Below are 22704 nucleotides of genomic sequence, written 5' to 3' on the forward strand. Positions count from 1 at the left end.
CCACCCGTCACCCCGATGAGACGCGGGCATGCCGGCACCCGGCGTGCCCGCGTCCCACGTGTTCCTCGGGAACGGCACTCCGTGGCAGCCGGAGGGCGGGGCCGGGGGCAGGCGTCAGCGCCGTTCACCTTAGGTTGCAGGTCCAAGGGCATCTCCGCAGGCGGCACGTCGGTATACCGTCCGAAGCGCTTGCCCCGACAGAAGTGGCTCACGTCAACGGAGATTCCGGCCGAACCCGCCGCGCAGGCGCCGCGCGGACGGCAGCCGGGACCGACCTGACGCGGCTCCCGCTGTCGGCCCGGCGGCAGAGCCGCGGTGCACCCGTCGATCGGGAGTCGACAGGTCACCCAGCGCCGCCCCCGTACGTCGCCCTGTCACTCCACTGCTCCGAGGTGCCCCGTGGCCATGCCTTCTCCTGCCTCGTCCCCGTCGTCCGCGCCGCCCGACACCGGCACCCGGCACATCACGGCCACCATCGTGCTGGCCTGCCTCGGGGTGTTCGTCTCCTACCTGCCCGTCGTCGGTGTCTCCGTCGCCCTCCCGGTCATGCAACAGGCCCTCGACGCCTCCACCGAGGGCCTGCAGTGGATCACCGACGCCTTCATTCTGCCGACCGCGGCGCTCCTGCTGACCTGCGGCATGGTGGGTGACCTGTACGGCCGTAAGAAGACCTACCTCGCCGGGCTGGCGCTGTTCTGCCTCGGCTGCCTGGTCTGCCTGACCGCCGGCAGCGTCGTACAGGTCTGCGTGGGCCAGGCCCTCACCGGCGTCGGCACCGCCGCTCTGCTGCCGTCCACGCTCGCCCTGATCGGCCACGTCATCCCGGACCCCCGCAAACGCGCTCGCGCGATAGCCCTGTGGACGGCCGCCCTCGGCCTCGGACTGACCCTCGGCCCGGTGGTCAACGGCGTCATCGTGGCGCACACGAGCTGGCGGTGGATCTTCCTGCCCTCGCTCGTCCTCGCCGTGGTCACGGCCGTGATCGGCGCCGTCGTCCTCACCGACTCCCGCGCCGAGCGCGAGCGCCACCTGGACCTCCCGGGCCAGCTGCTGGCCGTCGTCGCCGTCACCGGCCTCGTCTACGGCGTCATCGAGGGCGGCAGCGCCGGCTGGTCCTCGGCCCAGGTCGTGATCGCGTTCGTGGCCGCGGCCCTCGGCGCGGCCGGCTTCGTCCTCGTGGAACTCCGCTCGTCGTGCCCGATGCTCGACATGCGCCTGTTCACGTCGGCGGCGTTCTCCGGAGCCGCACTCGTCATGGCCGTCACCCTGTTCGCCCAGGTCGGCCTGGTCTTCGCGCTGAGCGAGTACTTCGGACTCGTCCACCACGCCTCGACGCTGGACATCGGCATCCGCCTCATCGCCATCAACGGCTTCACGGTGGTGCTCGGCCCGCTGGTCGGGCGGCTGATGAACCGGGCCACGCCCGGCCTGCTCCTGGTCACCGGCCTGGTCATCGGCGGAATCGGCGCGCTGCTCATGAACGCCTTCCAGGCCGACACCGGCACCGGCGAGGCCGCCCTGATCATCGGAGTCCTCGGCATCGGCATCGCGCTCGCCATGGCGCCGATCACCACCATCGCCATGGACGCCCTGCCGCACCGGCTCGGGGGCACCGCCGCCGCGGCCAACAGCGCGCTCCGCCAGATCGGCAGCGCCCTCGGCCCTGCCGTCTTCGGTGTCATCCTCACCCACCGCACCCTGGCCACCCTGCCCGGACACCTCGCCTCGTCCGGGCTGAGCCCCGCCGACCAGGGCCAGGTGAGCGGCCTGGTGTCCAACGTCGGCATCCAGGCGGGCGCCTTCCTGCACCTGAAGACCCCGGCGAGCACCGGACAGGCGCAGGCCGCCTACGGTGCGAGCTTCACCGACGCCCTGCACACCTGCGCCCTCGTCGGCGGCATCGGGATGCTGGTGGCCGCGGTGATCGCCGTGGCACTCATCGGGATCCGCCCGGCGCGCGCCCCGCAGGCGGCGCCGGAGGCGGCGGTGCACCCGGCCGGCGCCGCCGGCTGAGACACAGCGCGAAGTGGTCGGCCACCGCACGGTGGCCGACCATTCCGTCCGTCGGCAGGCGTCAGCGCGCGAGCAGTTCGAGCGTGTCGATCACACGGTTCGAGAAGCCCCACTCGTTGTCGTACCAGGCGACCACCTTGACGTGGCGGCCGTCGACGCGGGTCAGGGCCGAGTCGAAGATCGACGAGGCGGGGTTGCCCGTGATGTCCGACGACACCAGCGCGTCCTCCGAGTACTCGAGGACGCCCGCGAGCGGCCCTTCGGCCGCCGCGCGGTACGCGGCCAGCACCTCGTCGCGTGTCACGTCACGCGACACGGTCGTGTTGAGCTCGACGATCGAGCCCACCGGCACCGGCACCCGGATCGAGTCGCCCGACAGCTTTCCGTCGAGGTTCGGCAGCACCAGACCGATCGCCTTGGCGGCGCCCGTCGTGGTCGGCACGATGTTGACACCGGCGGCACGGGCGCGCCGGGGATCGCGGTGCGGGCCGTCCTGCAGGTTCTGCTCCTGCGTGTAGGCGTGCACCGTGGTCATGAACCCGTGCTCGATACCGGCGAGTTCGTCGAGGACGGCGGCCAGTGGAGCGAGCGCGTTGGTCGTGCACGAGGCGTTGGAGACGATCGTGTGCAGCTCCGCGTCGTACGCGTCGGTGTTCACGCCGTACGCCAGCGTGACGTCGGCACCGTCCGACGGCGCGCTGACCAGCACCTTGCGGGCGCCCGCGTCGAGGTGGGCGCGGGCCGCCTTCGCCGAGGTGAAGCGGCCGGTCGACTCCAGCACGATGTCCACGCCGAGGTCGGCCCACGGCAGCTGCGCCGGCTCGCGCTCCGCGAGGACCTTGATGCGCCGTCCGTCGACGACGAGGACGTCTCCGTCGACGCTCACCGGGCGCCCGAGCCGGCCGGCCGTGGAGTCGAAGGCGAGCAGCCGCGCGAGGGCGGTCGGCTCCGTGAGGTCGTTGACGGCGACGACTTCCAGGCTGCTGTCCCGCTCCAGCAGGGCGCGCAGCACATTGCGTCCGATGCGGCCGAATCCGTTGACGGCGATACGAGTCATAAGTGGTGTCCCTTCGCTACGCCACCAGGTTCGCGGGCCGCCCGCAGCCCAAACAGCGGCGAGAACGCCACGGTTCGAAAGGATCCCGCCAGGGTCTCACCCGGGCAGCCCTACTCGCCCTTCGTGAAGGTGCGCCGGTAGTCGCTCGGCGTCGTGCCGAGGATCCGCTGGAAGTGCAGCCGCAGGTTCGCCCCGGTGCCCAGGCCGACGTCGGCCGCGATCTGCTCGACGCTCCGCTCGGACCGTTCGAGGAGTTCACGGGCCAGGTCGATCCGGGCGCGCATCACCCACTGCATCGGCGTGTACCCGGTGTCCTCCGCGAACCGCCGCGAGAACGTCCGCGCCGACACCCCCGCGTGCCGGGCCAGCACGTCGAGGTTGAGCGGTTCGCCGAGCCGGTGCAGCGCCCACTCGCGGGTCGCGGCGAACCGCTCACCGAGCGGCTCGGGCACGCTGCGCGGCACGTACTGCGCCTGGCCGCCGCTGCGGTAGGGGGCCGCCACCAGCCGCCGGGCCGCGTGGTTGGAAGCGGCCACGCCGAGGTCGCCGCGGAGGATGTGCAGGCACAGGTCGATCCCGGAGGCCGCGCCGGCCGACGTCAGCACGCTGCCCTCGTCGACGAACAGCACGTTCTCGTCCACCTTGACCAGCGGGTGCTTCTCGGCGAGGGCGCGCGTGTAGTGCCAGTGCGTGGTGGCGCGCCTGCCGTCGAGCAGCCCGGTCGCGGCGAGCGCGAAGGCCCCCGTCGAGATGGCGGCCAGCCGCGTGCCCCGCCGGTGCGCGCCGAGCAGCGCGTCGACGACGGCCTGCGGAGGGTCCTCCCGGTCCGGGAACCGGTACCCGGGCACGAACACGATCTCCGCCCACTCGAGCGCGTCGAGACCGTCGGCGACGTGGTACGACAGCCCGTCGCCGCCGGTGACCAGACCGGGCGCCGCGCCGCACACCCGTACCTCGTACGGCATGCTCGCCCGGGTCGTGAACACCTGCGCCGGGATACCGACGTCGAGGGGTTTCGCCCCCTCCAGCACAAGGACGGCGACGCGATGCAGAGGGACGGGATCCACATCGAACAGGGTACGAGGCCCCGGCCCGCCCCCGATGCCGCCCGCCCACCGGCCGCGGGCGGGTCAGAGCTCCTCCTCCATCCGGATCGTCTTGCGCAGCTCCTCGGCCGCCTCCTCCGGGTGGTCGCCCTCCCGCTGGTCGAGCAGCGCGGCGGCGATGCTGTCGAGCTTGCGCTGGATGGCGTGTTCCGCGCGGCGCTCGGAGTTCTTCAGCAGGGCGAGCAGCAGCAGGTTCACGGAGGTCATGACGTCCCCGACGAGCAGCTGCCAGCTGATCGCGAGACCCGAGAGGTGCACGGCGACGAAGGCGGCGACCAGGAGCAGGCAGAAGCACATGAACGCCAGGGAGCTGGTCAGGTTCGAGGCGGCCTCGGCCAGCCGCTCGAACCAGCCCCGTCCGTTCCGGGAGCGCTCGGCAGGATGCGTCATGGACACAGGAGGACTCCCACCACGCCCGCGCGGTGCCCTTCACCACGGTCCCGGCCCGGGTACCCGCCACCGCCCCCTTCATCCGCAGCCGTGCCGCCGAGGCCCCACCCCCTGCGCGGGCGGGAACCCGTTCGGGTGCATGCCCGCGGTCGGTGACGGCGGGCGGCCGCCGGCGCCCGATGATGGAGCCATGCCTGGAGCGGACGCAGAGGTGCCGGTGCTGATCGTCGGCGGAGGGCCGGTCGGGCTCACCGCACGGGCGCTGCTGGACCGCTGGGGTGTGCCGTCCCTGCTGGTCGACAAGCACCGCGAGCTGTCACCGTTCCCCCGGTCCCGCCTGGTCAACGTGCGGTCCATGGAGATCTTCCGGCGGCTCGGGGTCGCCGACAGGATCACGGCGGACGCGTTCGCACCCACGTACGGGCGGGTGCGCTTCCGGGACACCCTGTGCGACCCCGACTTCGCCAGTGCCGCGATGGTCGGGGTGCGCGCCGCGGTCCCCGAGAGCCCGGTCGTCGGCGTGGTCACCTCGCAGGACCGGCTGGAGCCCGTCCTGCTCGCCGCCGCCGGGGGAGAGGTGAGGTTCGGCACCGAGCTGGTCGACCTGGAGGAGGACACGGAGGGTGTCGTCGCCGTGCTCCTCGACGGCGAGCGCGGTGCGGAGACCCGCGTCCGGCCCCGGTACCTGGTAGCCGCCGACGGCGCGAACTCCACCGTCCGCGAGCGCCTGGGCATCGCCACCACCGGTCCCGGAGCGCTCGGCGACTACGCCACCGTCGTCTTCGACGCCGACCTGGCCCGCTGGTGCGCAGACCAGCCCGCCGGGGTCTACTTCACCGCGTTCGGCACCTTCACCCCGCTCTACCCGGACGGCGGCTGGGCCTGGTTCGGTGCCACCCCCGACGGCACCGGGTCGGCCGACTGGTCCGCCCGCGTCTCGCACGCGCTCGGTCCCGCCGCTGGTGTACGGGCCGACGTGGTGCGGGTCCAGCACTGGTCGATGAGCGCGTACGTCGCCGAGGGCTTCCGGCGCGGCCGGGTCCTGCTGGCCGGCGACGCCGCGCACGCGGTCCCGCCGGTCGGCGGCCTCGGCATGAACGCCGGCGTCGCGGACGCGCACAACCTGTCCTGGAAACTGGCCGGCGTGCTGCAAGGCTGGGCCGAACCCGCCCTGCTGGACACGTACGAGGCCGAGCGCCGGCCGGTGGCCCGCGAGACCCTCCGCCAGGCGGTCGCCAACACCCACCTCCTGCTCCAGGTGCAGGACCTGCGCAAGGAGCAGTTGCGCAGCGGCTCCTCGGCGCCGGTCGAACTTCCCTGGTCGGAACGGTACTTCGCACAGCTCGGCCTGGTGCTCGGCACCGCGTACGACTCCGCGGCCGTCCTCGGCGACGGCGACGGCGGTGGCCGTCGCGACGGTCGGTCGGAGGCTCCCGGCACCGAGTACGTGCCCACCGCACAGCCGGGCCACCGCATGCCCCACCACTGGCTCACCCCGGACCGCTCCACGCTCGACGCGCTGGGCGAGTGGTTCACGGTGCTCACCCCAAACCCCGGCCGCTGGCGGCGGCACGGCACCGCCCGCCGGCCGTTGCGCGTCGAGCCGCTGTCCGGCGATCACGCCGACCGGTACGGCCTGAGCCCGCACGGCGGTGCGCTGCTCATCCGCCCCGACGGCCACATCGCCGCCCGCTGGGACGAACCCCCGCCGGCAGGCTCGGCCTTGCGCGACGCCCTGACCGCCGTCACGACGTGCGCGGCGGGGCGGTGCTCTCCCTGACCACCAGGCGGGCCGGGACGAGATCGGTGCCGGGGCGGGAGTCGTCGCCGGTGCGGAGCCGGCGCAGCACGCCCTCCACACAGCGGCGGCCGACCTCGGCGAAGTCCTGGTGGACGGTGGTGAGGGGCGGGATGAAGAAGGCCGCGTCCGGGGTGTCGTCGAATCCGACCACACTGATCTCCGCGGGCACGGACCGGCCCCGTTCGTGGAAGGCGCGCAGCAGGCCCAGGGCCATCTGGTCGTTGGCCGCGAACACGGCGGTGCAGTCCGGCTCCTCGGCGAGCGCGAGCCCCGCCGCGTAACCGGACTCGGCCGACCAGTCGCCGCGCAGGGGCGCCGGAACCGGGCACCCCGCCTCCGCCAGCACCGCCCGCCAGGCCTGGGCACGGCGCTCGGCCGCGTACGAGGACTCGGGACCCGCCACGTGCCACACCGTCCGGTGGCCCAGGCCCAGCAGGTGCCGTACGGCCCCCCGCGCGCCGTCGGCCTGGTCCGTGTCGACCACGCTGTAGCGGTCCCCGGCGTCCGAGTCCACGACCACCACATGGACCCCGGGCGGCAGTTGCACGGTGGCGGTGTCCAGCAGATGGATCTCCATGATGACGATGACGGCGTCCACCGCCAGCTCGCCCATCCGCGTGAAGGCGCCCAGCACGTTGTCCTGCGTGGCCACGTCGATGGGGATGAGGGTGATCGCGTAGCCCTCGGCCGCGGCATGCGTGGCGATCGCCTCGACGGTACGGCTGCTGCCCGTGGAGGAGAGGCTGAACAGGATCACGCCGATGGTGTTGAACCGGCCGTAACGCAGGGCACGGGCGGCGCTGTTGGGTCGGTAGCCGAGCTCCCGCATCGCGGCCAGCACCTGCTCGCGGGTGGAACTGACCACCCCGGCGTGTCCGTTGGAGACCCGTGAGACCGTCTGCGAGGAGACACCGGCGAGTTCGGCGACGTCCGCCATGGAGACACGCTGCTTGCGGCGCCCGCCGGGCACCCCGGAACCGCCCCGCCGCGCCCCGCCCGCGGCCGGCGCGACCGGCTGCTCCGGCTCGTTCAGGACCATCGCCCCACCCCTCAAATCTCCTTCATGCGCGGGAAGTCGGGACCGGGAATCTTGACGGCCCGAGGAGCGGGTGCCACGATTCCGACGCTTTCGAGTTTACGTAAACATCGCCCCGTGACCAGCCCCGGCGGAGATCCCGCGGGCACGGCCGCGGAGGAGATGTTCACGTGAACATGCCGCGTCGATGTTTACGTAAACACGCGGTCGGGCCCGCGGGCCCCTGCGTCGAGCCGCCGTCTTCCGAAAGGGCACGTTGATGCGCAAGACCCCCGCCAGAACCCGGATCGCCCCCCGCACCCGCGCCGCCCTCGCGGCGGTCGCGATCGCCGCGGTCGGCGCCACGACCCTCACCGGCAGCCCCGCCGCCGCCTCCGCCGCCGCACCGGGCCACGGCACCAGCCAGTTCAAGGGCGTCAACTGGGCCGACCCGCGCGACAACTACGCCGACGACCCCGTGGTCCTCTCCGGCCTGTCGCTCTCCGACAGCTACGCCCAGACCTATGCCAAGGCCACCAGGGTCATCGCGGCCTTCCGCGCCAACCTCGGCGCCAACACCGTACGGCTGCCCATCAACCCGTACACGGTCAACGGCTCGTACTGGAAGTCGTACCGAGGGGTCATCGACGCGGCCTCGGCGCAGGGCTTCAAGGTGATCGTCTCCTACTGGGAGGGCACCGGCGCCAACAAGGACGGCTTCATCGACGACGAGGCCACCTACTGGCCCATGTGGAACACCGTCGTGAAGGCCTACCGGCACGACCCGCACGTCTACTTCGAGCCGATGAACGAGCCGCACGGCTACACCGACGCCGAATGGGCCGACATCGCGGCGAAGTGGCTGGCGACCTACCCGTCGGTCCCGCACGACCGCGTCTTCGTCAGCGGCGCCGGCTACAACGACCACGTCACCACCGTCTGCGCCGACCCGCGCCTGAAGGGCACCTACCTCTCCCTCCACCACTACGGCTTCTGGAAGAGCTACGCCACCTACGACCAGTGGGTGGCCGACCTGAAGGAGCGGCTCGGCGACTGCGCCGACCGCACGGTCGCCGACGAGTTCGGCGCCCCGATGACGACGGGCCTCGACTACGACAAGCCCGCTCCCGACGACAACTCCGTCAACTTCATCCAGGCCGACACGGACACCTTCCGCAAGCTCGGCATGGGCTCGGTGTACTGGCCCGGTCTGCGCACCGACGACACGTACTCGATCCAGAAGCTGATCGGCGACGCGTCCCGCCCCTGGCTGGCCACCACCAACCAGTCCGGCGCCGACCGCCTCGCCTGGGCCTGGGGCCGCGGCAGGCCCGTCGCCGGCTGACCCACCGGACGACGGCCGCGGCACCCACGGGCACCGCGGCCGCCGTCCGGCGGCGGGTCGGGGTTCCCTGCCTGCCGACCGCTTCGAGTTGCTGCGGTAGGCAGGTCGGGGTCTGCCGAAGCGAGGGGAGCAAGGTCGTGATCGAGTTCCAGGACCGGGGCGAGGACGGCGAACTGCGCATGGGCCATTGCGAGGTTCAGACCGTCGACGGCGAATGCCAGGCCTGGAGCGACCCGTTGCCCGGGTAGGGGTCCCGGTGGCGGGAGGGAGCCGTCCGGCTCACGACGACGGCGGTGCGCCTGCGGGTCGGTCGGTGGTGGCGTCGAGGGTGCGCAGGTAGGTCAGGGCGGGGCGGCCGGAGAGCACGCTCTCGCCGGTGACGGTGAATCCGGTCCTGGCCAGCACGGCCCGGGACGCCGTGTTGCGCACGGCGGCGGCGGCCCGCAGGGTGGTCAGCCCGTAGGTGCCGGCGGCGCGTCGGCACACCTCCCGTACGCCCCAGGTGGCGAGTCCCCGCCCGGTGACCCGCTCGGCGATCCGGTACCCCAGGTCGGCGCCGCCGTCCGCGACGTCCACCAGATTGACCCGCCCCAGCACCTCGCCCGCCGCGTCGACCAGCACATGGAAGTAGCAGGTCCCGGCCTCCTGCTCGGCCAGCAGCGCCTGGTGCCGCTCGCCGAACCGGGCGAAGTACTCGTCGCCGCGGTCGGGGATGGACGCCGCGAAATAGGCGCGGTTCTCCAGTTCGAAGGCGAGCAGTGCCGGGGCGTGGTCCGCGCGGAGCGACTGGAGTTCGGGCATGGGGAGGACGGTAGGCACTCCGGCCGTTCGCCCGCCAGCGCATTATTCCTTGCGCAGGTCCTTCACCCGGCGGAGTTTGCCGAGCGAGCGCTCCAGCGTCTCCGGTTCGACGACCGCGACCTCCACGGTGACCCCGACACCGTCCTTGACGCCCTGGGCGATGATCCGCGCCGCGGCCTCGCGGTCGGCGGGGCCGGCGTCGGGCCGTGCCTCCACCCGGACCGTCATGTGGTCCATGCGTCCGCGCCGGCTGATCTGGATCTGGAAGTGCGGGGCCACCCCCGGCGTCCGCAGCACGATCTCCTCCACCTGGCTGGGGAAGACGTTGACCCCCCGAAGGATGATCATGTCGTCGGACCGGCCGGTGATCTTCTCGATCCGGCGGAACCCGGGACGCGCCGTGCCGGGCAGCAGCCGGGTCAGGTCCCGGGTGCGGTAACGGATGATGGGCAGCGCCTCCTTCGTGAGCGAGGTGAAGACCAGTTCGCCGCTCTCGCCCTCCGCCAGCACTTCGTCGGTCAGCGGATCCACGACCTCCGGGTAGAAGTGGTCCTCCCAGACGTGCAGCCCGTCCTTGGTCTCCACGCACTCCTGCGCGACCCCGGGGCCGATGACCTCGGACAGCCCGTAGATGTCGACCGCGTGGATGTCCATGCGCTCCTCGATCTCGCGGCGCATCTCCTCCGTCCACGGCTCCGCGCCGAAGATGCCGATCTCCAGCGAGGTGGAGCGCGGGTCGACGCCCTGGCGCTCGAACTCGTCGAGCAGGGTCAGCATGTAGGACGGCGTGACCATGATGATCTCGGGCCGGAAGTCCTGGATGATCTGCACCTGGCGCGCGGTCATGCCGCCGGAGGCCGGGATCACCGTGCAGCCGGCGCGTTCGGCGCCGTAGTGGGCGCCCAGGCCGCCGGTGAACAGGCCGTAGCCGTAGGAGACATGGACCTTGTGCCCCGGACGCCCACCGGCGGCCCGGATGGAACGGGCGACGACGTCCGCCCACATGGACAGGTCGTTGTCGGTGTAGCCGACCACGGTGGGACGGCCGGTGGTGCCGCTGGAGGCGTGCACGCGGCGCACCTCGGACATCGGCACGGCGAACATGCCGAAGGGGTAGGTGTCCCGCAGGTCCGCCTTGGTCGTGAAGGGGAAGCGGGCGAGGTCCGCGAGGGTGTGGCAGTCGTCCGGACGCACGCCGGCCGCGTCGAACTTCTTGCGGTACAGCTCCACGTTGTCGTACGCGTGCCGCAGTGTCGTGCGCAGCCTGGTGATCTGGAGGGCCTCGACCTCCTCGCGGGACATCCGCTCGGCCTCGTCCAGCAGGGCCTCGGGGAGCGGCTCTCCCCGGCGGGTGCCCCCGGGCCCGGGCGCGATCACTTCGCTGCTCATTGCGGCTCCTCGTCCTGTGTGCGGAGGGTGCGACTGCGGCCGCGGAACTCCGCGATCACCTCGTCGCCGCGCACGACACTCACGTCGTAGACACCGCTGCGGCCGAACCGGACCCGCTCCCGCGCGGTGGCGACGAGCACATCGCCCTCGTAGGCGGGCGCGACGAAGTCGATGTCGGCGCCGGCGGCGACCGTCACCGGCCCGTGGCTGTTGCAGGCACAGGCGAACGCCGTGTCCGCGAGCAGGAACACATGCCCGCCGTGGGCGATCCGGTGCCCGTTGACCTGCGAGGCGGTGACGGTCATCCGCAGCACGGCCGTCCCTTCGCCGTGCTCCAGCAACTCGATCCCCAGCCGCCGGGACGCCTCGTCCGCGGCGAACATCGTCTCGACGGGGCCAGGCGTCGTGCCGGGTACCTGGGTCGTCATTTCCACCACCTTGTGAACCGACCGAACATTCGGTTAGCGTGCGGCGTGGTCAAGTAATCCAGCAACACACCTGCATGTCAAGAGAGGGACCGCGGGCCACACACGTGCCCGCGCCACCCCGTCCGTCGCCCTCTTCGTCACCGGCCGCCGCGCCGTCCCGCGGCCGCGGCGCCCCGTGCACCCCGAAGCCGAGGAGACCGCCCGATGCCCGACGTCTACCTGATCGACGGGGCCCGCACCCCGCAGGGCCGCTACGGCGGCGCCCTGGCCTCCGTTCGCCCCGACGACCTCGCCGCCCTCGTCGTCGGCGAGGCCGTCCGTCGCTCCGGCGCCCCCGGCGAGGCGGTGGACGAGGTCGTCCTGGGAGCCGCCAACCAGGCGGGCGAGGACAACCGGGACGTGGCCCGGATGGCGGTGCTGCTCGCCGGGCTGCCGCACACCGTGCCCGGCTACACCGTCAACCGCCTCTGTGCCTCGGGCCTCACGGCAGTGGCCTCGGCCGCCCAGACGATCCGCGCCGGCGAGGCGGACCTCGTGGTCGCCGGGGGAGTGGAGTCCATGACCCGGGCGCCCTGGGTGACGGAGAAGCCGGGCACCCCGTGGGCCAAGCCGGGGCAGGTGCACGACACCGCCCTGGGCTGGCGGTTCACCAACCCGCGCTTCACCGCCGCCGACCGGGAAGTGCCCGCGGACGCCGGACCCGAGGCGGTCAGGGTCACGCTGTCCATGGGCGAGACCGCGGAGGAGGTCGCCGCGCTCGACGGCATCACCCGCGCCGACTCCGACGCCTTCGCGCTGCGCAGCCACCAGCGGGCGGTGGCTGCCCAGGAGGCGGGCCGCTTCGACCGCGAGATCGTGCCGGTACCGGTGCGCGACGGCGAGGTCACCCGGGACGAGGGCCCCCGCCCCTCGACCACCCTGGAGAAGCTGGGCTCCCTGCGCACCGTCTTCCGCGCGGACGGCATCGTCACGGCGGGCTCCTCCTCGCCGCTGTCCGACGGCGCGGCCGCCCTGGTGGTCGCCGGCGCCGAGGCGGTCGAGCGGTACGGCCTCACCCCGCGGGCCCGGATCGTCGCCTCGGCCTCCGCCGGTGTGCAGCCCAACCTCATGGGCCTCGGCCCGGTCCCCGCCACCGAGAAGGCCCTGGCCCGGGCCGGCTGGCAGACCGGCGACCTGGACGCCGTGGAACTCAACGAGGCGTTCGCCGCCCAGGCACTGGCGGTGATCCGCCGCCTCAAGCTCGACGGGGGCAAGGTCAACGCCGACGGCGGCGCCATCGCCCTCGGCCATCCGCTCGGCTGCTCCGGCGCCCGCATCCTGCTCACCCTGCTCGGTCGCCTCGAGCGCGAGAACGGCCGCCGCGGCCTGGCCACGCTCTGCGTAGGAGTTGGCCAGGGCGTCGCACTCCTTGTGGAGCGGGTGTGATCACTGCACCGCCTTCACTGTCGAAGGCCGAACGAACCGGGCGAGTAGCCGGCGGCCCGTGCTGCCGGGCTTGACCCCAACTTCTCGACGTGCGGCTCGCCGTCGCCGAGTACCTGCACGCGACCCTCGGCGAACTCGGACACAGGACGGGGCGGGGCTTCTGTACGCGGTGATCGCGGCGGGCCGCGGTGCCTGTCCGCGGCACCCGGCCCCCGCGCTGCTGACTGCGCTGATCGGCCCAGACCCTTGCCAGACCGGGTAGGGCGCACCTTATGATGAACCGAACGAATGGTCGGTTGGGAGTTGGTGGAGATGACTGAAGCGGCCGGAAGGGACGCCGAGCACGATCTGGAGTCCCATTTCGAGACGACGATCTCGCGGGACCAGCGGATCGAGCCGCGCGACTGGATGCCGGAGGGCTACCGCAGGACGTTGATCCGGCAGATCGCCCAGCACGCGCACTCGGAGATCATCGGGATGCAGCCGGAAGGCGAGTGGATCACCAGGGCGCCCTCGCTGCGCCGCAAGGCGATCCTGTTCGCCAAGGTCCAGGACGAGGCCGGCCACGGCCTGTACCTGTACTCGGCCGCCGAGACCCTGGGCATCGACCGTGCGGAGCTCACCGAGCGTCTCCTCGAAGGCCGCCAGAAGTACTCTTCGATCTTCAACTACCCGACGCTCAGCTACGCGGACGTCGGCGTCATCGGCTGGTTCGTGGACGGCGCGGCCATCTGCAACCAGGTGCCGCTGTGCCGCAGCTCCTACGGCCCCTACGCGCGCGCGATGGTGCGGATCTGCAAGGAGGAGTCCTTCCACCAGCGGCAGGGCTACGAACTGCTGATGACCATGATGCGCGGCACCGACGCCCAGCGGGAGATGGTGCAGGACGCCGTGGACCGCTGGTGGTGGCCGTCCCTGATGATGTTCGGCCCGCCCGACGACGACTCGCCCAACTCCGCCCGGTCGATGGCCTGGAAGATCAAGCGGCACAGCAACGACGAACTGCGGCGCCGCTTCGTCGACATGACCGTGCCGCAGGCGGCCAGGCTCGGCGTGACCCTGCCCGACCCCGAGCTGCGCTGGAACGAGGAGCGCGGCCACCACGACTTCGGCACCCCCGACTTCTCCGAGCTGAAGGAAGTCATCAGCGGCAACGGCCCGTGCAACGCGCAGCGCATGGAGCGCCGGCGGACCGCCCACGAGGAAGGTGCCTGGGTGCGTGCGGCCGCCAGTGCCCACGCCGCCAAGCAGGCCGCCCGAGCCCGCGAGGAGACAGTGGCATGAGCGACACCGGGAACTGGCCCCTGTACGAGATCTTCATCCGGGGCAAGCGCGGCCTCAACCACGTCCACGTCGGCTCGCTGCACGCCGCAGACGACCAGATGGCCCTCACCCACGCCCGCGACCTGTACACCCGCCGCAACGAGGGCGTCAGCATCTGGGCCGTGCGCTCCGAGCACATCGCCGCCTCCACCCGGGACGAGAAGGACCCCTTCTTCGACCCGAGCGCCGACAAGGTCTACCGCCACCCGACCTTCTACGACATCCCCGACGATGTCCCGCACATCTAGGAGCCGGTGATGAGCGACGACGACCACGTCTACCTGAGCCTGGCCGAGGGCCACGACGACAGTGACGCCCGCTGGGCCTTCGGCACCGGCTTCGAGGACCCGCTGTACGGCGTCGACACCGCCGTACCCGAGGGCGTCGACGCGGCCGCACTGGCCGACCTGTGCCTGGCGCTCGGCGACGACGCGCTGGTCCTGGCCCAGCGGCTCGCCGAATGGGTCACCCGCGCTCCCGAGCTGGAGGAGGAGGTGGCACTGGCCAACATCGGGCTCGACCTGCTGGGCCAGGCCCGCCTGCTCTACTCCCGCACCGGCCAGACCGACGGCACCGGCCGCGCGGAGGACGCCTACGCGTACTTCCGCGACGCCGCCGACTTCCGCAACGTGACCCTCACCGAACTCCCCAACGGCGACTTCGCCTTCTCCGTCCTGCGGCTCCTGGTGTTCGCCAGCTGGCGGCTCGCCCACTTCACCGAACTGGCCTCCGCGCCCGACCCGGTGCTCGCGGCGATCGCGGCCAAGGGCGTGAAGGAGCTCACCTACCACCGCCAGTACGCCGCCGAGTGGGTCGTACGCCTGGGCGACGGCACCGAGGAGTCGCATGCGCGGATGCTGACGGCCCTGGAGGCGCAGGCCCCGTACTGGGAGGAGGTGTTCGCCGCCCACGACGTGCGTGACGCGGTGCTGGCCGACCTCCGCCAGGTCCTCGACGCGGCCGGACTCCCCATGCCGAGCGTCCCGCCACTGTCCGGCCGGGGCCGCGAAGGCGAGCACACCGGTCATCTCGTCCCGCTCCTAGCCGAGTTGCAGAGCGTGGCCCGCGCCCACCCGGAGGCGACATGGTGACCGTTCTGACCGACGCCCGGCTGGCCCGGCACATCGCCGAACAGGTACCGGACCCGGAACTCCCCATGCTCACCCTCGCCGACCTCGGCGTGCTGCGGGACGTCACCGTCGAGCCGGACGGCACGGTGGTCGCCGACCTCACCCCGACCTACTCGGGCTGCCCCGCCATGGCCGAGATGCGGGCCGGGGTCGCCGCCCGGCTGCGGGACGCCGGTTTCGGCCGCGTGGAGATCCGCACGGTCCTCGACCCGCCCTGGACCAGTGACTGGATCACCCCCGAAGGGCGCCGCAAACTGGCCGAACACGGCATCGCACCGCCCAACGCCGCGCCCCGGCGCCCCGCCGGTCCCGTCCCGCTGGACCTGTCGCCGACCCGGCGCACGGTTCCGTGTCCCCGCTGCGGATCGGCCGCCACCGAGGAGACCTCCCGGTTCGCGGCCACCTCCTGCAAGGCGCTGTGGCGCTGCCTCAGCTGCCGGGAGCCGTTCGAGTACGTCAAGGAGATCTGATGGCAGAGCTGACGGCACCGACCGCCGGTGCCCCCGCGACGACAGCACGCCGGCGCCGCCCTGCCTTCCACCCCCTGCGCGTCGCCGCGGTCCAGCCCCTGTGCGAGGACGCCGTCGCGGTCACCTTCGACATCCCCGCGGACCTCACCGAGGAGTTCGCCTTCGGCCCCGGCCAGTCGCTCACCCTCCGCCGCGAGGTCGCCGGGCGCGACGAGCGGCGCTCCTACTCGATCTGCTCGCCGGCCGGCACCGCGCCCCGCATCGGCGTCCGCGAGGTGCCCGGCGGACTCTTCTCCTCCTGGCTGGTCCACGAGGTGCGTCCGGGCGACACCGTCGAGGTGATGGCCCCCACCGGAGCCTTCACCCCCGACCTCACGGTCCCCGGCCACCACGTGCTCGTCGCGGCCGGCTCGGGCATCACTCCCATGATGTCCATCGCCGAGTCGGTCCTCGCCGCCGACGGCCTCTCCACGGTGACGCTGTTCTACGGCAACCGCCGCACCGACACCGTGATGTTCGCCGACGAACTCGCCGACCTGAAGGACGAGTACCGCACCCGCTTCCACCTCGCCCACGTCCTCTCCCGCGAACCCCGCGAAGCCGAACTCCTCTCCGGCCGCCTCGACGGCGACCGCCTCGGCGCGCTCGTCGCGGGCCTGGTCGACATCGAGGGCGCCGACCACTGGTGGCTGTGCGGCCCGCACGGCCTGGTCCTCGACGCGCAGAAGGTCCTCGCCGGACTGGGCGTCCCGGCCGACCGGATCCACCAGGAGCTCTTCTTCGCCGACGAGCCGATCGAGCCCGTCCGCCACGAGGACGCGGTGGCGACCGGCCCGGCCAGCGAGGTCACCGTCACCCTGGACGGCCGCTCCACCACCGCCCGCCTCCCGCGCGAGCGCACCATCCTCGACTCCGCCGCCCGCATCCGCCCGGACCTCCCCTTCGCCTGCAAGGGAGGCGTCTGCGGGACCTGCCGCGCCCGCATCACGGACGGCGAGGCCGACATGCGCCGCAACTACGCCCTGGAACCCGCCGAGGTGGCCGCCGGCTACGTCCTGACCTGCCAGTCCTACCCGGTCTCCGAGTCGTTGACGGTCGACTACGACAGCTGACGGCCCCGGGCCTCCTCCCTCGCGACCTGCGGCAGGTCCGCCGGCAGGAGCCGTTCCCGGTTGCGCGCGACGTGGCGCCGCGGAGGGCCCGGCGCTCGCCGTCCGTCGACGTGCTCCCGGGGAACGCGCGGCCATGCCTACACGGTCGTCCCGTGGGTCATGCGCGCATGACCCTGCCGCCCGGGTCAGGAACCACCGCGCTCGCGCGGGATCTTCTGCCCGGCCTCGACCGCCACCGGCAGCCGGTTCTCGGCCGGCGGCAGCGGGCAGGTGGCCAGGTCCGTGTAGGCGCACGGCAGGTTCGCGGCACGGTTGAAGTCCAGGACCACCGTGCCGTCGGCGGCGGGCGGGCCGACGGCCAGGGACCGGTTGGCGGCGTAGGTGGTGACCCCGGAGGTCGCGTCGGTGAACAGCACCATCAGCCCGCCCGGACCGTGCCCGGGGAACGCGGTCAGGGACAGGTGCCGCCCCGCCAGCTCGAACTCGATCCGGCCCGGGGCGTCGTAGACGTGCTCGAGGCCCTCCACCGCGGCGCCCACCGTGGTCGGCCGCGGCTCGTCGAAGGGGACGTACCGGCCTGCCACGGCCCAGCGCGGGTCGGGGGCGTAGGCGGGGGTTCCGGTGAAGGCGGTGCGCAGCGGCGCGTCCGGGTGCCGGGGACGCACGATGTCGTTCCCGCCGCGCTTGGCGACCTCGATGACCGCGTCACCCCAGACCGCTTCGACACCGCTGCGCTCGGCAAGCACGCCGAAGCGGTGCTCGCCCCGCACCGGCGTCCCGTCGACGACCAGCTCCTCGCCGTCGTCCAGGGCGACGACGACCCCGTCCGGGCCGGTGCGCCAGGCACCCGGGGCGTCGGGGAAGCGCTGCGGTCGGTCGTCGAGCCAGTGCAGACCGGTGATGGCCAGGAACCCGTGCGGGGCGGAGATCCGGGCCTCCTGCGCGCGGTGCCAGTCCTGCCAGCTCTCGATGAAGACCTGGAGATCCGTCGTGGTGGCCTCAGTCGTCATGCGTCCTCTTTCGTCGGGCGAGGCTCTGCAACAGCCGTACCAGTCAGAACGGGGGCGAACGAACTCGCATTCCGGTCCATGTGTGACAGCTTCTTGTCAGTCATGTGTCACGGTCGCCCATGACGCCGGCCCCCAGGAGCTGCCGCCGGGGTGCGTGCCGCGAAAGGTCAACGGCAGGTTGACGGACGATCCTCGTGAGGCTGCCGCACCCGGTGCTCTCCTCAGTGGCCTCCGCCCATAGGCCCACCGGGGTCCCCCCACTTCGAGAGCAAGTACCGGATCGGGCAGGCCCTGCAGCGGGAGAGCGACGGCCGGACGATCGTCGCCCGACATGCCTCTACGCCAACATGCTCGGGGATGCCGAGAATCTGCGGGCCGATCGAATGGTCCCGCCGTATGCCGTCGACCGCCCGCTGCGGCAGGTGGCCCGCCAGGGCCTCGCGGCCGTGGTCGCCACAGCAGTCGATGACCGAGCCGGGCACCCGAAGTGGCGAGTCGATGGAAGCCGACCTGCGGCGGCAGGCGGGCGGCACCGGAGCGCCGGTCGGTGGGTCGGCGACGAGCGAGCTCGCCGAGGCCTTCGGGATTCCGTCAGCTGACGTAGTGCGCAGAACACGCCGTATCCCCACGGTGCCGACACCCTTGCGACCGCGAGCGGAAGTTGTCACGCTGGACGTTCGCACCGCTTGCTCCTGCTCTCACCACGGCGTTCGCGAGACCGCCGGCCCCGACCAGTCCCGGCTCGATACGTTCGTGCGCGCAGCTCTCCCTCCCGGCGCTGATGCGCGTACACCGCGCCCGAGCACCACAGCGACCGGCCGGTCAGCCGCCGCCTCACCTGTGGAGCACACCATGGACACGAGCGAGGAGGCCGCCCGCGGCCTGACCGACATCCAGGACTTCCTGTACCAGCAGGCCCATCTACGAGCGGCGCGCCGACGCGTCTCGGCCTTCGTCGCACGGGAGCCGGGGCTGACCCAGGAGCAGAAGTCGGACATCGAGCGCTGGTATCTCCAGGAACAGGCCTACGTGGCCCACATGGTGACGGAGCACATCGCCGCCAGCGTCAGCGCGGTGGAACAGCGGCACCACGCCCGCTTCGGACGGTGGCTGCGCGGCACACTGACCGCGATGCTCCTGGTCACCGCGGCGATGGCTCTGTGCGTCACCGTGGTGCTGGTCGGCGCGTCGTAGGCGCTACTTCTGTCCGGCGAGCCAGTCGGCGAACCTGACCTCGCCGAGGTCCGCGTCCGGGCCCGGCAGGAGCGTGTCCTGCTGGAGCTCGGCGCCCCAGTACGTCGCCCGCGGGTCCGTGACGATCTTGCGGGGGTCGTCCTGGGCGGCGAGACCCATCCGGATGAACTCCTCCAGTTCGAAGCTCTCCGGGCCGCCGGTCTCCAGCACGCCGTTCACCGGGGCGCCCACCGCGGCGCGGCCCACGGCCGCTGCCACGTCGTCGGAGACCATCGGCTGGATCCGGCCCGCGGGCAGGCGCACGGTGTCACCCTCGGTGACCCCGTCGGCGAGCCCCTTCGCGAACTCGAAGAACTGGGTCGCGTGGACGATGGAGTAGGGGATGCCGGACGTCTTGATCAGTTCCTCCTGGGCCTGCTTGGCCCGGAAGTACCCGCTGCCCTGGAGCCGGTCGGTGCCCACCACGGACAGCGCCACATGGTGCCGCACGCCGGCCTCGGCCTCCGCCCTCAGGAGGTTGGCGGTGGAGGCGCGGAAGAAGTCCATGACGGCCTGGTCCTCGAACGAAGGGGAGTTGGACACGTCGACCACGACCGACGCGCCCTCCAAGGCCTCGGCCAGGCCCTCGCCGGTAAGGGTGTCGACGCCGGTGCTCGGCGCGGCGGCGACCGCCTCGTGGCCCTGCTCGCCGAGCCCGCGGACCAGCTTCGAGCCGATGAGTCCGGTGCCACCGATCACTACGACCTTCATGACGGAATTCCTCTCGGGATCTCTCCGGTGCTTCCGTCAGAAGAGACCGGACAGCCCTCTCACGTGTGACACGCGGTCCGGGAAACCGGGGGAACGGGTGCCTCACCCGTCCAGCGACGCCACGTAGGGAGCCAGCTTGGCGGGGTTCATCACCCACAGGAGCCGTTCGATGCCGCGCTCGGACACGTCGGCGGTCAGCAGGGCCACCGCGGTCCCCGAGGCGGAGACCAGGACGGCCGGCCTGCCGTTGGCCTCGACCCAGCGCACCTGGGCCTGCGGCCAGAAGCGCGGGGCGAAGGCGACGAGGTACCGGGAGACGTGCGGCAGCCCGGACACCGGGATCCGCGACGCCCCGCGCACGCCGCCCCCGTCGGCGTAGCTGACCACGTCCTCGGTGAGGATCTCCTCCAGCACCGACAGATCACCGTTCTGCGCGGCGGCGAGGAACACCTCGAGGAAGCGCCGGTGCTCGGCGGAGCCGACCGGCTCCCTGCGCTCCGCCGCCATCCGCTTGCGGGCCCGGCTCACCAGCTGCCGGGCATTGGCCTCGCTGGTCTCCACGATGTCCGCGATCCGCCGGTACGTGTAGTCGAACGCCTCCCGCAGCACGTACGCGGCCCGCTCCACCGGATTCAGCTTCTCCAGCAGGAAGAGCACCGCCATCTCCAGCGCCTCCGCGCGCTCGGCGCCCAGCTGCGGATCGAGGCTCGTGTTCACGGGCTCGGGCAGCCAGGGCCCGACGTACGACTCCCGGCGCACCCGGGCCGACTGGGTGAAGTTGATCGCCAGCCGGGTGGTCACCGTGGCCAGGAAGGCGGTCGGCTCGTGGACACCGGCACGGTCGGTGCTCTGCCACCGCAGCCACGCCTCCTGGAGGATGTCCTCGGCCTCCACGGCGCTGCCGGTCACGCGGTAGGCGATACCGAAGAGCTGCGGACGCGCCGCGACGAAATCCTTCGTCGCCCGGTCGAGGGAGTCGGCGTGGTCACCGGCGCGCATCCATGTCCTCCAGGGTCGGACCAGCATGCTACAAGCCGGTCCGGCTTCGGCCGGTGCAGGGCCGGCCGGGTGTCGCCGGCCCTGGAAGGCTCCGGAAGGCCCTGGCCTTCACAGGGCCTCGGAGGCCCTCGAAGGTCAAGGACAGGGCGGCAGCCGGTAAAGGCGCGGGCAGGTACCGGTGATGTCGGACTGATGCCTGACATGTGATGGCCAGGTGGTCATGTGGTGTTCATGTGGCAGCAGTTGGGCTGGGCAAGGGTGCGGTCGTTGTCTGCTCAGCTGCTCGTCGGGAGGGCGTCATGACCACACACACAGAGTCGACAGAGGACAGATCGGCGGAGGGCCAGGAAGGGCTCAGCCGTCGTCACGCGCTGGGCCTGCTGGGGACCGCCGGGGCGGGCGCGGCCGCCACCGGTCTGCTGGGAGCGGGTACGGCTCAGGCCGCCCCGCTCGCCGCCCCGGCCTTCCACCTCACCGCGGACTCCTCCGGCGCGCCCCCCGTCCAGGGCCTGCACCTGACCTTCGGGGCGGACCCGCGCACCCAGATGACGGTGTCGTGGATCACAGACCGTCCGGTGACCAAGCCCGTCGTGCGCTACGGCACCCTGGAGCACGGCTTCGGCTCCAGCAAGAAGGCCCAGACCGTCACCTACGTCGACGGCACCTCGAACCGCACCGTCTACGTCCACCACGCCCTGCTGAAGGGGCTCACCCCGGACACGGACTACCTCTACCTCGCCACGCACGAGGGGGCGACCCCCGACAGCGGCACGTTCCGCACGGCCCCCCAGGGACGCCGGCCGGTCACCTTCACCAGCTTCGGCGACCAGTCCGCCCCGCAGGTCACCTGGGCGGCCGACGGATCCGTCGGCCTGGACGCCAACTCCACGCCCGCGACGAAGGACATCGTCACCGGCATCGAGCAGGTCGCCCCGCTGTTCCACCTCCTCAACGGCGACCTCTGCTACGCCAACCTGGACGTCGACCGGGTGCGCACCTGGAACAACTTCTTCACCAACAACACCCGTTCGGCGCGCTTCCGGCCCTGGATGCCGGCGGCCGGCAACCACGAGATCGAGAAGGCCAACGGCCCGCTCGGCCTCGGCGCCTACCAGGCGTACTTCTCGCTGCCCTCCACCGAGACCGACGCCGAACTCGCCGGCCTGTGGTACGCGTTCACGGCCGGTTCGGTGCGGGTCATCGTGCTGCAGAACGACGACAACTGCCTGCAGGACGGCGGCGACATCTACATCAGCGGCTACTCCGGCGGCCGCCAGCTCGCCTTCCTGGAGAAGGAACTGAAGGCGGCGCGTTCTTCGAAGGACGTCGACTGGGTGGTCGTGGCCATGCACCAGGTCATGGTCAGCTCCTCGGACGCCAACGGCGCCGACCTCGGCCTGCGCGAGAAGTACGGCCCGCTGTTCGACCGGTACGGCGTCGACCTGGTGCTCTGCGGTCACGAGCACAACTACGAGCGCTCGCTGGCCGTGCGCGGCGTGGTCAACGGGAGTGAGACGCTGACGCCCAACCCGGTCTCCCAGGCCACCGACGACATCGACGCCGACCTGGGCACCGTGCACATGATCCTCGGCGGCGGCGGTGTCTCGGGCACCACGAACCAGAAGTTCTTCAACGACGGCACCGGCAAGGTGATCACCGCCGTGTCGTCGACCGCCGGGTCCAACGGCAAGCGCACCTCCACCTACGTGAAGGAGCAGGCGGTCTGGGTGGGCGTCCGGGACGTCGAACACCCCTACGGCTTCGCCTCCTTCACCGTCGACCCCGGCCGGCACCCCGGTGACACCACCCGGATGCACGTCACGTACTACAACGTGAACAAGCCGAACGGCGAGCTGTCGGTCTTCGAGACCTTCAGCCTGCACCGCAAGCGCTCGGACGGCCACGCCGGCTGATCGGCGACCAGCGGAAACGCGGGCCGGGCGGCA

The 22704-nt window shown here is 72.1% G+C and carries 21 protein-coding genes and 1 pseudogene; 12 read left to right on the top strand and 10 right to left on the bottom strand.

Annotation, left to right across the window (positions count from 1 at the left end):
* The first annotated feature begins 405 nt into the window (after positions 1-405).
* Entirely contained in the window at positions 406-2013 is a 1608-nt protein-coding gene (locus tag ACZ4UV_RS32290; protein ID WP_467842633.1) for an MFS transporter, read from the top strand.
* A gap of 61 nt (positions 2014-2074) precedes the next feature.
* Here ACZ4UV_RS32290 and gap read toward each other — a convergent pair whose 3' ends face one another.
* From gap to ACZ4UV_RS32305, 3 genes are all read right to left on the bottom strand, one after another.
* The gene (gap, locus tag ACZ4UV_RS32295) at positions 2075-3070 is read right to left on the bottom strand and encodes a type I glyceraldehyde-3-phosphate dehydrogenase (protein WP_390035465.1); all 996 of its coding nucleotides are present in this window, start codon (positions 3068-3070) and stop codon (positions 2075-2077) included.
* Between the two features lie 110 nt (positions 3071-3180).
* Positions 3181-4137 carry a GlxA family transcriptional regulator gene (locus ACZ4UV_RS32300; RefSeq protein WP_451021423.1) on the bottom strand — a complete coding sequence of 319 codons (957 nt, stop codon included), beginning with the start codon at positions 4135-4137 and terminating at the stop codon, positions 3181-3183.
* A 63-nt stretch (positions 4138-4200) separates the two neighbouring features.
* Positions 4201-4566 carry a low affinity iron permease family protein gene (locus tag ACZ4UV_RS32305; protein WP_467842637.1) on the bottom strand — a complete coding sequence of 122 codons (366 nt, stop codon included), beginning with the start codon at positions 4564-4566 and terminating at the stop codon, positions 4201-4203.
* 190 nt (positions 4567-4756) lie between these two features.
* Here ACZ4UV_RS32305 and ACZ4UV_RS32310 point away from each other — a divergent pair, with 190 nt between their 5' ends.
* A complete protein-coding gene (locus ACZ4UV_RS32310) occupies positions 4757-6346 on the top strand; it encodes an FAD-dependent monooxygenase (protein WP_467842640.1) in 1590 nt (529 codons plus the stop codon).
* Here the strand turns inward: ACZ4UV_RS32310 and ACZ4UV_RS32315 are convergent.
* Entirely contained in the window at positions 6312-7406 is a 1095-nt protein-coding gene (locus tag ACZ4UV_RS32315; protein ID WP_451021426.1) for a LacI family DNA-binding transcriptional regulator, read from the bottom strand. The genes ACZ4UV_RS32310 and ACZ4UV_RS32315 overlap by 35 nt on opposite strands.
* A 256-nt stretch (positions 7407-7662) precedes the next feature.
* Here ACZ4UV_RS32315 and ACZ4UV_RS32320 point away from each other — a divergent pair, with 256 nt between their 5' ends.
* Positions 7663-8727: a glycoside hydrolase family 5 protein gene (locus ACZ4UV_RS32320; protein ID WP_451021427.1), complete on the top strand. Its 1065-nt coding sequence runs from the start codon at positions 7663-7665 to the stop codon at positions 8725-8727.
* A gap of 279 nt (positions 8728-9006) precedes the next feature.
* Here ACZ4UV_RS32320 and ACZ4UV_RS32325 read toward each other — a convergent pair whose 3' ends face one another.
* From ACZ4UV_RS32325 to paaI, 3 genes are read right to left on the bottom strand one after another with little or no spacing between them, the layout of a single operon-like run.
* On the bottom strand, positions 9007-9528 hold the full coding sequence (locus ACZ4UV_RS32325; RefSeq protein WP_467842644.1) for a GNAT family N-acetyltransferase: 522 nt from the start codon (positions 9526-9528) through the stop codon (positions 9007-9009).
* 42 nt (positions 9529-9570) lie between these two features.
* Positions 9571-10917, bottom strand: a complete 1347-nt coding sequence (paaK, locus tag ACZ4UV_RS32330) for a phenylacetate--CoA ligase PaaK (RefSeq protein ID WP_390035458.1) — start codon at positions 10915-10917, stop codon at positions 9571-9573.
* A complete protein-coding gene (gene paaI, locus ACZ4UV_RS32335; RefSeq protein ID WP_451021430.1) occupies positions 10914-11345 on the bottom strand; it encodes a hydroxyphenylacetyl-CoA thioesterase PaaI in 432 nt (143 codons plus the stop codon). Before paaI ends, paaK begins: the two co-directional genes overlap by 4 nt.
* Before the next feature lie 204 nt (positions 11346-11549).
* Between paaI and ACZ4UV_RS32340 the strand changes: the two genes are divergently transcribed.
* The 7 genes and pseudogenes from ACZ4UV_RS32340 to paaE all read left to right on the top strand — a co-directional run bounded on the left by ACZ4UV_RS32340 (position 11550) and on the right by paaE (position 16805).
* Positions 11550-12770 (top strand): thiolase family protein, encoded by a 1221-nt coding sequence (locus ACZ4UV_RS32340; RefSeq protein ID WP_467842648.1) that lies wholly within the window; start codon positions 11550-11552, stop codon positions 12768-12770.
* An 83-nt stretch (positions 12771-12853) separates the two neighbouring features.
* Positions 12854-12943, top strand: a pseudogene (locus ACZ4UV_RS32345) (3-hydroxybutyryl-CoA dehydrogenase); the annotation flags it as partial.
* A 139-nt stretch (positions 12944-13082) separates the two neighbouring features.
* Positions 13083-14054, top strand: coding sequence for a 1,2-phenylacetyl-CoA epoxidase subunit PaaA (gene paaA, locus ACZ4UV_RS32350; RefSeq protein WP_451021432.1), 972 nt, complete (start codon positions 13083-13085; stop codon positions 14052-14054).
* Positions 14051-14341: a 1,2-phenylacetyl-CoA epoxidase subunit PaaB gene (paaB, locus tag ACZ4UV_RS32355; protein WP_093507257.1), complete on the top strand. Its 291-nt coding sequence runs from the start codon at positions 14051-14053 to the stop codon at positions 14339-14341. Before paaA ends, paaB begins: the two co-directional genes overlap by 4 nt.
* A 9-nt stretch (positions 14342-14350) precedes the next feature.
* A complete protein-coding gene (gene paaC, locus ACZ4UV_RS32360) occupies positions 14351-15184 on the top strand; it encodes a 1,2-phenylacetyl-CoA epoxidase subunit PaaC (protein ID WP_467842653.1) in 834 nt (277 codons plus the stop codon).
* A complete protein-coding gene (paaD, locus tag ACZ4UV_RS32365) occupies positions 15178-15693 on the top strand; it encodes a 1,2-phenylacetyl-CoA epoxidase subunit PaaD (protein WP_388908615.1) in 516 nt (171 codons plus the stop codon). The genes paaC and paaD overlap by 7 nt, the downstream gene beginning before the upstream one ends.
* Positions 15693-16805: a 1,2-phenylacetyl-CoA epoxidase subunit PaaE gene (paaE, locus tag ACZ4UV_RS32370; RefSeq protein ID WP_451023189.1), complete on the top strand. Its 1113-nt coding sequence runs from the start codon at positions 15693-15695 to the stop codon at positions 16803-16805. The genes paaD and paaE overlap by 1 nt, the downstream gene beginning before the upstream one ends.
* Positions 16806-16990: 185 nt before the next feature.
* On the opposite strand, the gene ACZ4UV_RS32375 is transcribed toward paaE, so the two are convergent.
* Entirely contained in the window at positions 16991-17815 is an 825-nt protein-coding gene (locus ACZ4UV_RS32375; protein WP_467842657.1) for a DUF1684 domain-containing protein, read from the bottom strand.
* Positions 17816-18667: 852 nt separating this feature from the next.
* Here ACZ4UV_RS32375 and ACZ4UV_RS32380 point away from each other — a divergent pair.
* Positions 18668-19009, top strand: coding sequence for a hypothetical protein (locus tag ACZ4UV_RS32380; RefSeq protein ID WP_351501939.1), 342 nt, complete (start codon positions 18668-18670; stop codon positions 19007-19009).
* Positions 19010-19012: 3 nt separating this feature from the next.
* Here the strand turns inward: ACZ4UV_RS32380 and ACZ4UV_RS32385 are convergent, their stop codons facing one another.
* Positions 19013-19759 (bottom strand): SDR family oxidoreductase, encoded by a 747-nt coding sequence (locus ACZ4UV_RS32385; RefSeq protein WP_390035451.1) that lies wholly within the window; start codon positions 19757-19759, stop codon positions 19013-19015.
* Between the two features lie 102 nt (positions 19760-19861).
* A complete protein-coding gene (locus tag ACZ4UV_RS32390; RefSeq protein WP_451017065.1) occupies positions 19862-20758 on the bottom strand; it encodes an RNA polymerase sigma-70 factor in 897 nt (298 codons plus the stop codon).
* Between the two features lie 299 nt (positions 20759-21057).
* Between ACZ4UV_RS32390 and ACZ4UV_RS32395 the strand changes: the two genes are divergently transcribed.
* Positions 21058-22671, top strand: coding sequence for a purple acid phosphatase family protein (locus tag ACZ4UV_RS32395; RefSeq protein ID WP_451017064.1), 1614 nt, complete (start codon positions 21058-21060; stop codon positions 22669-22671).
* The last annotated feature ends 33 nt before the right edge of the window (positions 22672-22704 follow it).

This window comes from Streptomyces sp. NPDC028289, assembly GCF_055565975.1.

What these genes read in the sequence shown, in the direction of transcription:
- ACZ4UV_RS32290 (WP_467842633.1), top strand. Translation starts at nt 406, where the DNA reads ATGCCTTCTCCTGCCTCGTCCCCGTCGTCCGCGCCGCCCGACACCGGC.
- gap (WP_390035465.1), bottom strand. Translation starts at nt 3,070, where the DNA reads ATGACTCGTATCGCCGTCAACGGATTCGGCCGCATCGGACGCAATGTG.
- ACZ4UV_RS32305 (WP_467842637.1), bottom strand. Translation starts at nt 4,566, where the DNA reads ATGACGCATCCTGCCGAGCGCTCCCGGAACGGACGGGGCTGGTTCGAG.
- ACZ4UV_RS32310 (WP_467842640.1), top strand. Translation starts at nt 4,757, where the DNA reads ATGCCTGGAGCGGACGCAGAGGTGCCGGTGCTGATCGTCGGCGGAGGG.
- ACZ4UV_RS32315 (WP_451021426.1), bottom strand. Translation starts at nt 7,406, where the DNA reads ATGGTCCTGAACGAGCCGGAGCAGCCGGTCGCGCCGGCCGCGGGCGGG.
- ACZ4UV_RS32320 (WP_451021427.1), top strand. Translation starts at nt 7,663, where the DNA reads ATGCGCAAGACCCCCGCCAGAACCCGGATCGCCCCCCGCACCCGCGCC.
- ACZ4UV_RS32325 (WP_467842644.1), bottom strand. Translation starts at nt 9,528, where the DNA reads ATGCCCGAACTCCAGTCGCTCCGCGCGGACCACGCCCCGGCACTGCTC.
- paaK (WP_390035458.1), bottom strand. Translation starts at nt 10,917, where the DNA reads ATGAGCAGCGAAGTGATCGCGCCCGGGCCCGGGGGCACCCGCCGGGGA.
- paaI (WP_451021430.1), bottom strand. Translation starts at nt 11,345, where the DNA reads ATGACGACCCAGGTACCCGGCACGACGCCTGGCCCCGTCGAGACGATG.
- ACZ4UV_RS32340 (WP_467842648.1), top strand. Translation starts at nt 11,550, where the DNA reads ATGCCCGACGTCTACCTGATCGACGGGGCCCGCACCCCGCAGGGCCGC.
- paaA (WP_451021432.1), top strand. Translation starts at nt 13,083, where the DNA reads ATGACTGAAGCGGCCGGAAGGGACGCCGAGCACGATCTGGAGTCCCAT.
- paaB (WP_093507257.1), top strand. Translation starts at nt 14,051, where the DNA reads ATGAGCGACACCGGGAACTGGCCCCTGTACGAGATCTTCATCCGGGGC.
- paaC (WP_467842653.1), top strand. Translation starts at nt 14,351, where the DNA reads ATGAGCGACGACGACCACGTCTACCTGAGCCTGGCCGAGGGCCACGAC.
- paaD (WP_388908615.1), top strand. Translation starts at nt 15,178, where the DNA reads ATGGTGACCGTTCTGACCGACGCCCGGCTGGCCCGGCACATCGCCGAA.
- paaE (WP_451023189.1), top strand. Translation starts at nt 15,693, where the DNA reads ATGGCAGAGCTGACGGCACCGACCGCCGGTGCCCCCGCGACGACAGCA.
- ACZ4UV_RS32375 (WP_467842657.1), bottom strand. Translation starts at nt 17,815, where the DNA reads ATGACGACTGAGGCCACCACGACGGATCTCCAGGTCTTCATCGAGAGC.
- ACZ4UV_RS32380 (WP_351501939.1), top strand. Translation starts at nt 18,668, where the DNA reads ATGGACACGAGCGAGGAGGCCGCCCGCGGCCTGACCGACATCCAGGAC.
- ACZ4UV_RS32385 (WP_390035451.1), bottom strand. Translation starts at nt 19,759, where the DNA reads ATGAAGGTCGTAGTGATCGGTGGCACCGGACTCATCGGCTCGAAGCTG.
- ACZ4UV_RS32390 (WP_451017065.1), bottom strand. Translation starts at nt 20,758, where the DNA reads ATGCGCGCCGGTGACCACGCCGACTCCCTCGACCGGGCGACGAAGGAT.
- ACZ4UV_RS32395 (WP_451017064.1), top strand. Translation starts at nt 21,058, where the DNA reads ATGACCACACACACAGAGTCGACAGAGGACAGATCGGCGGAGGGCCAG.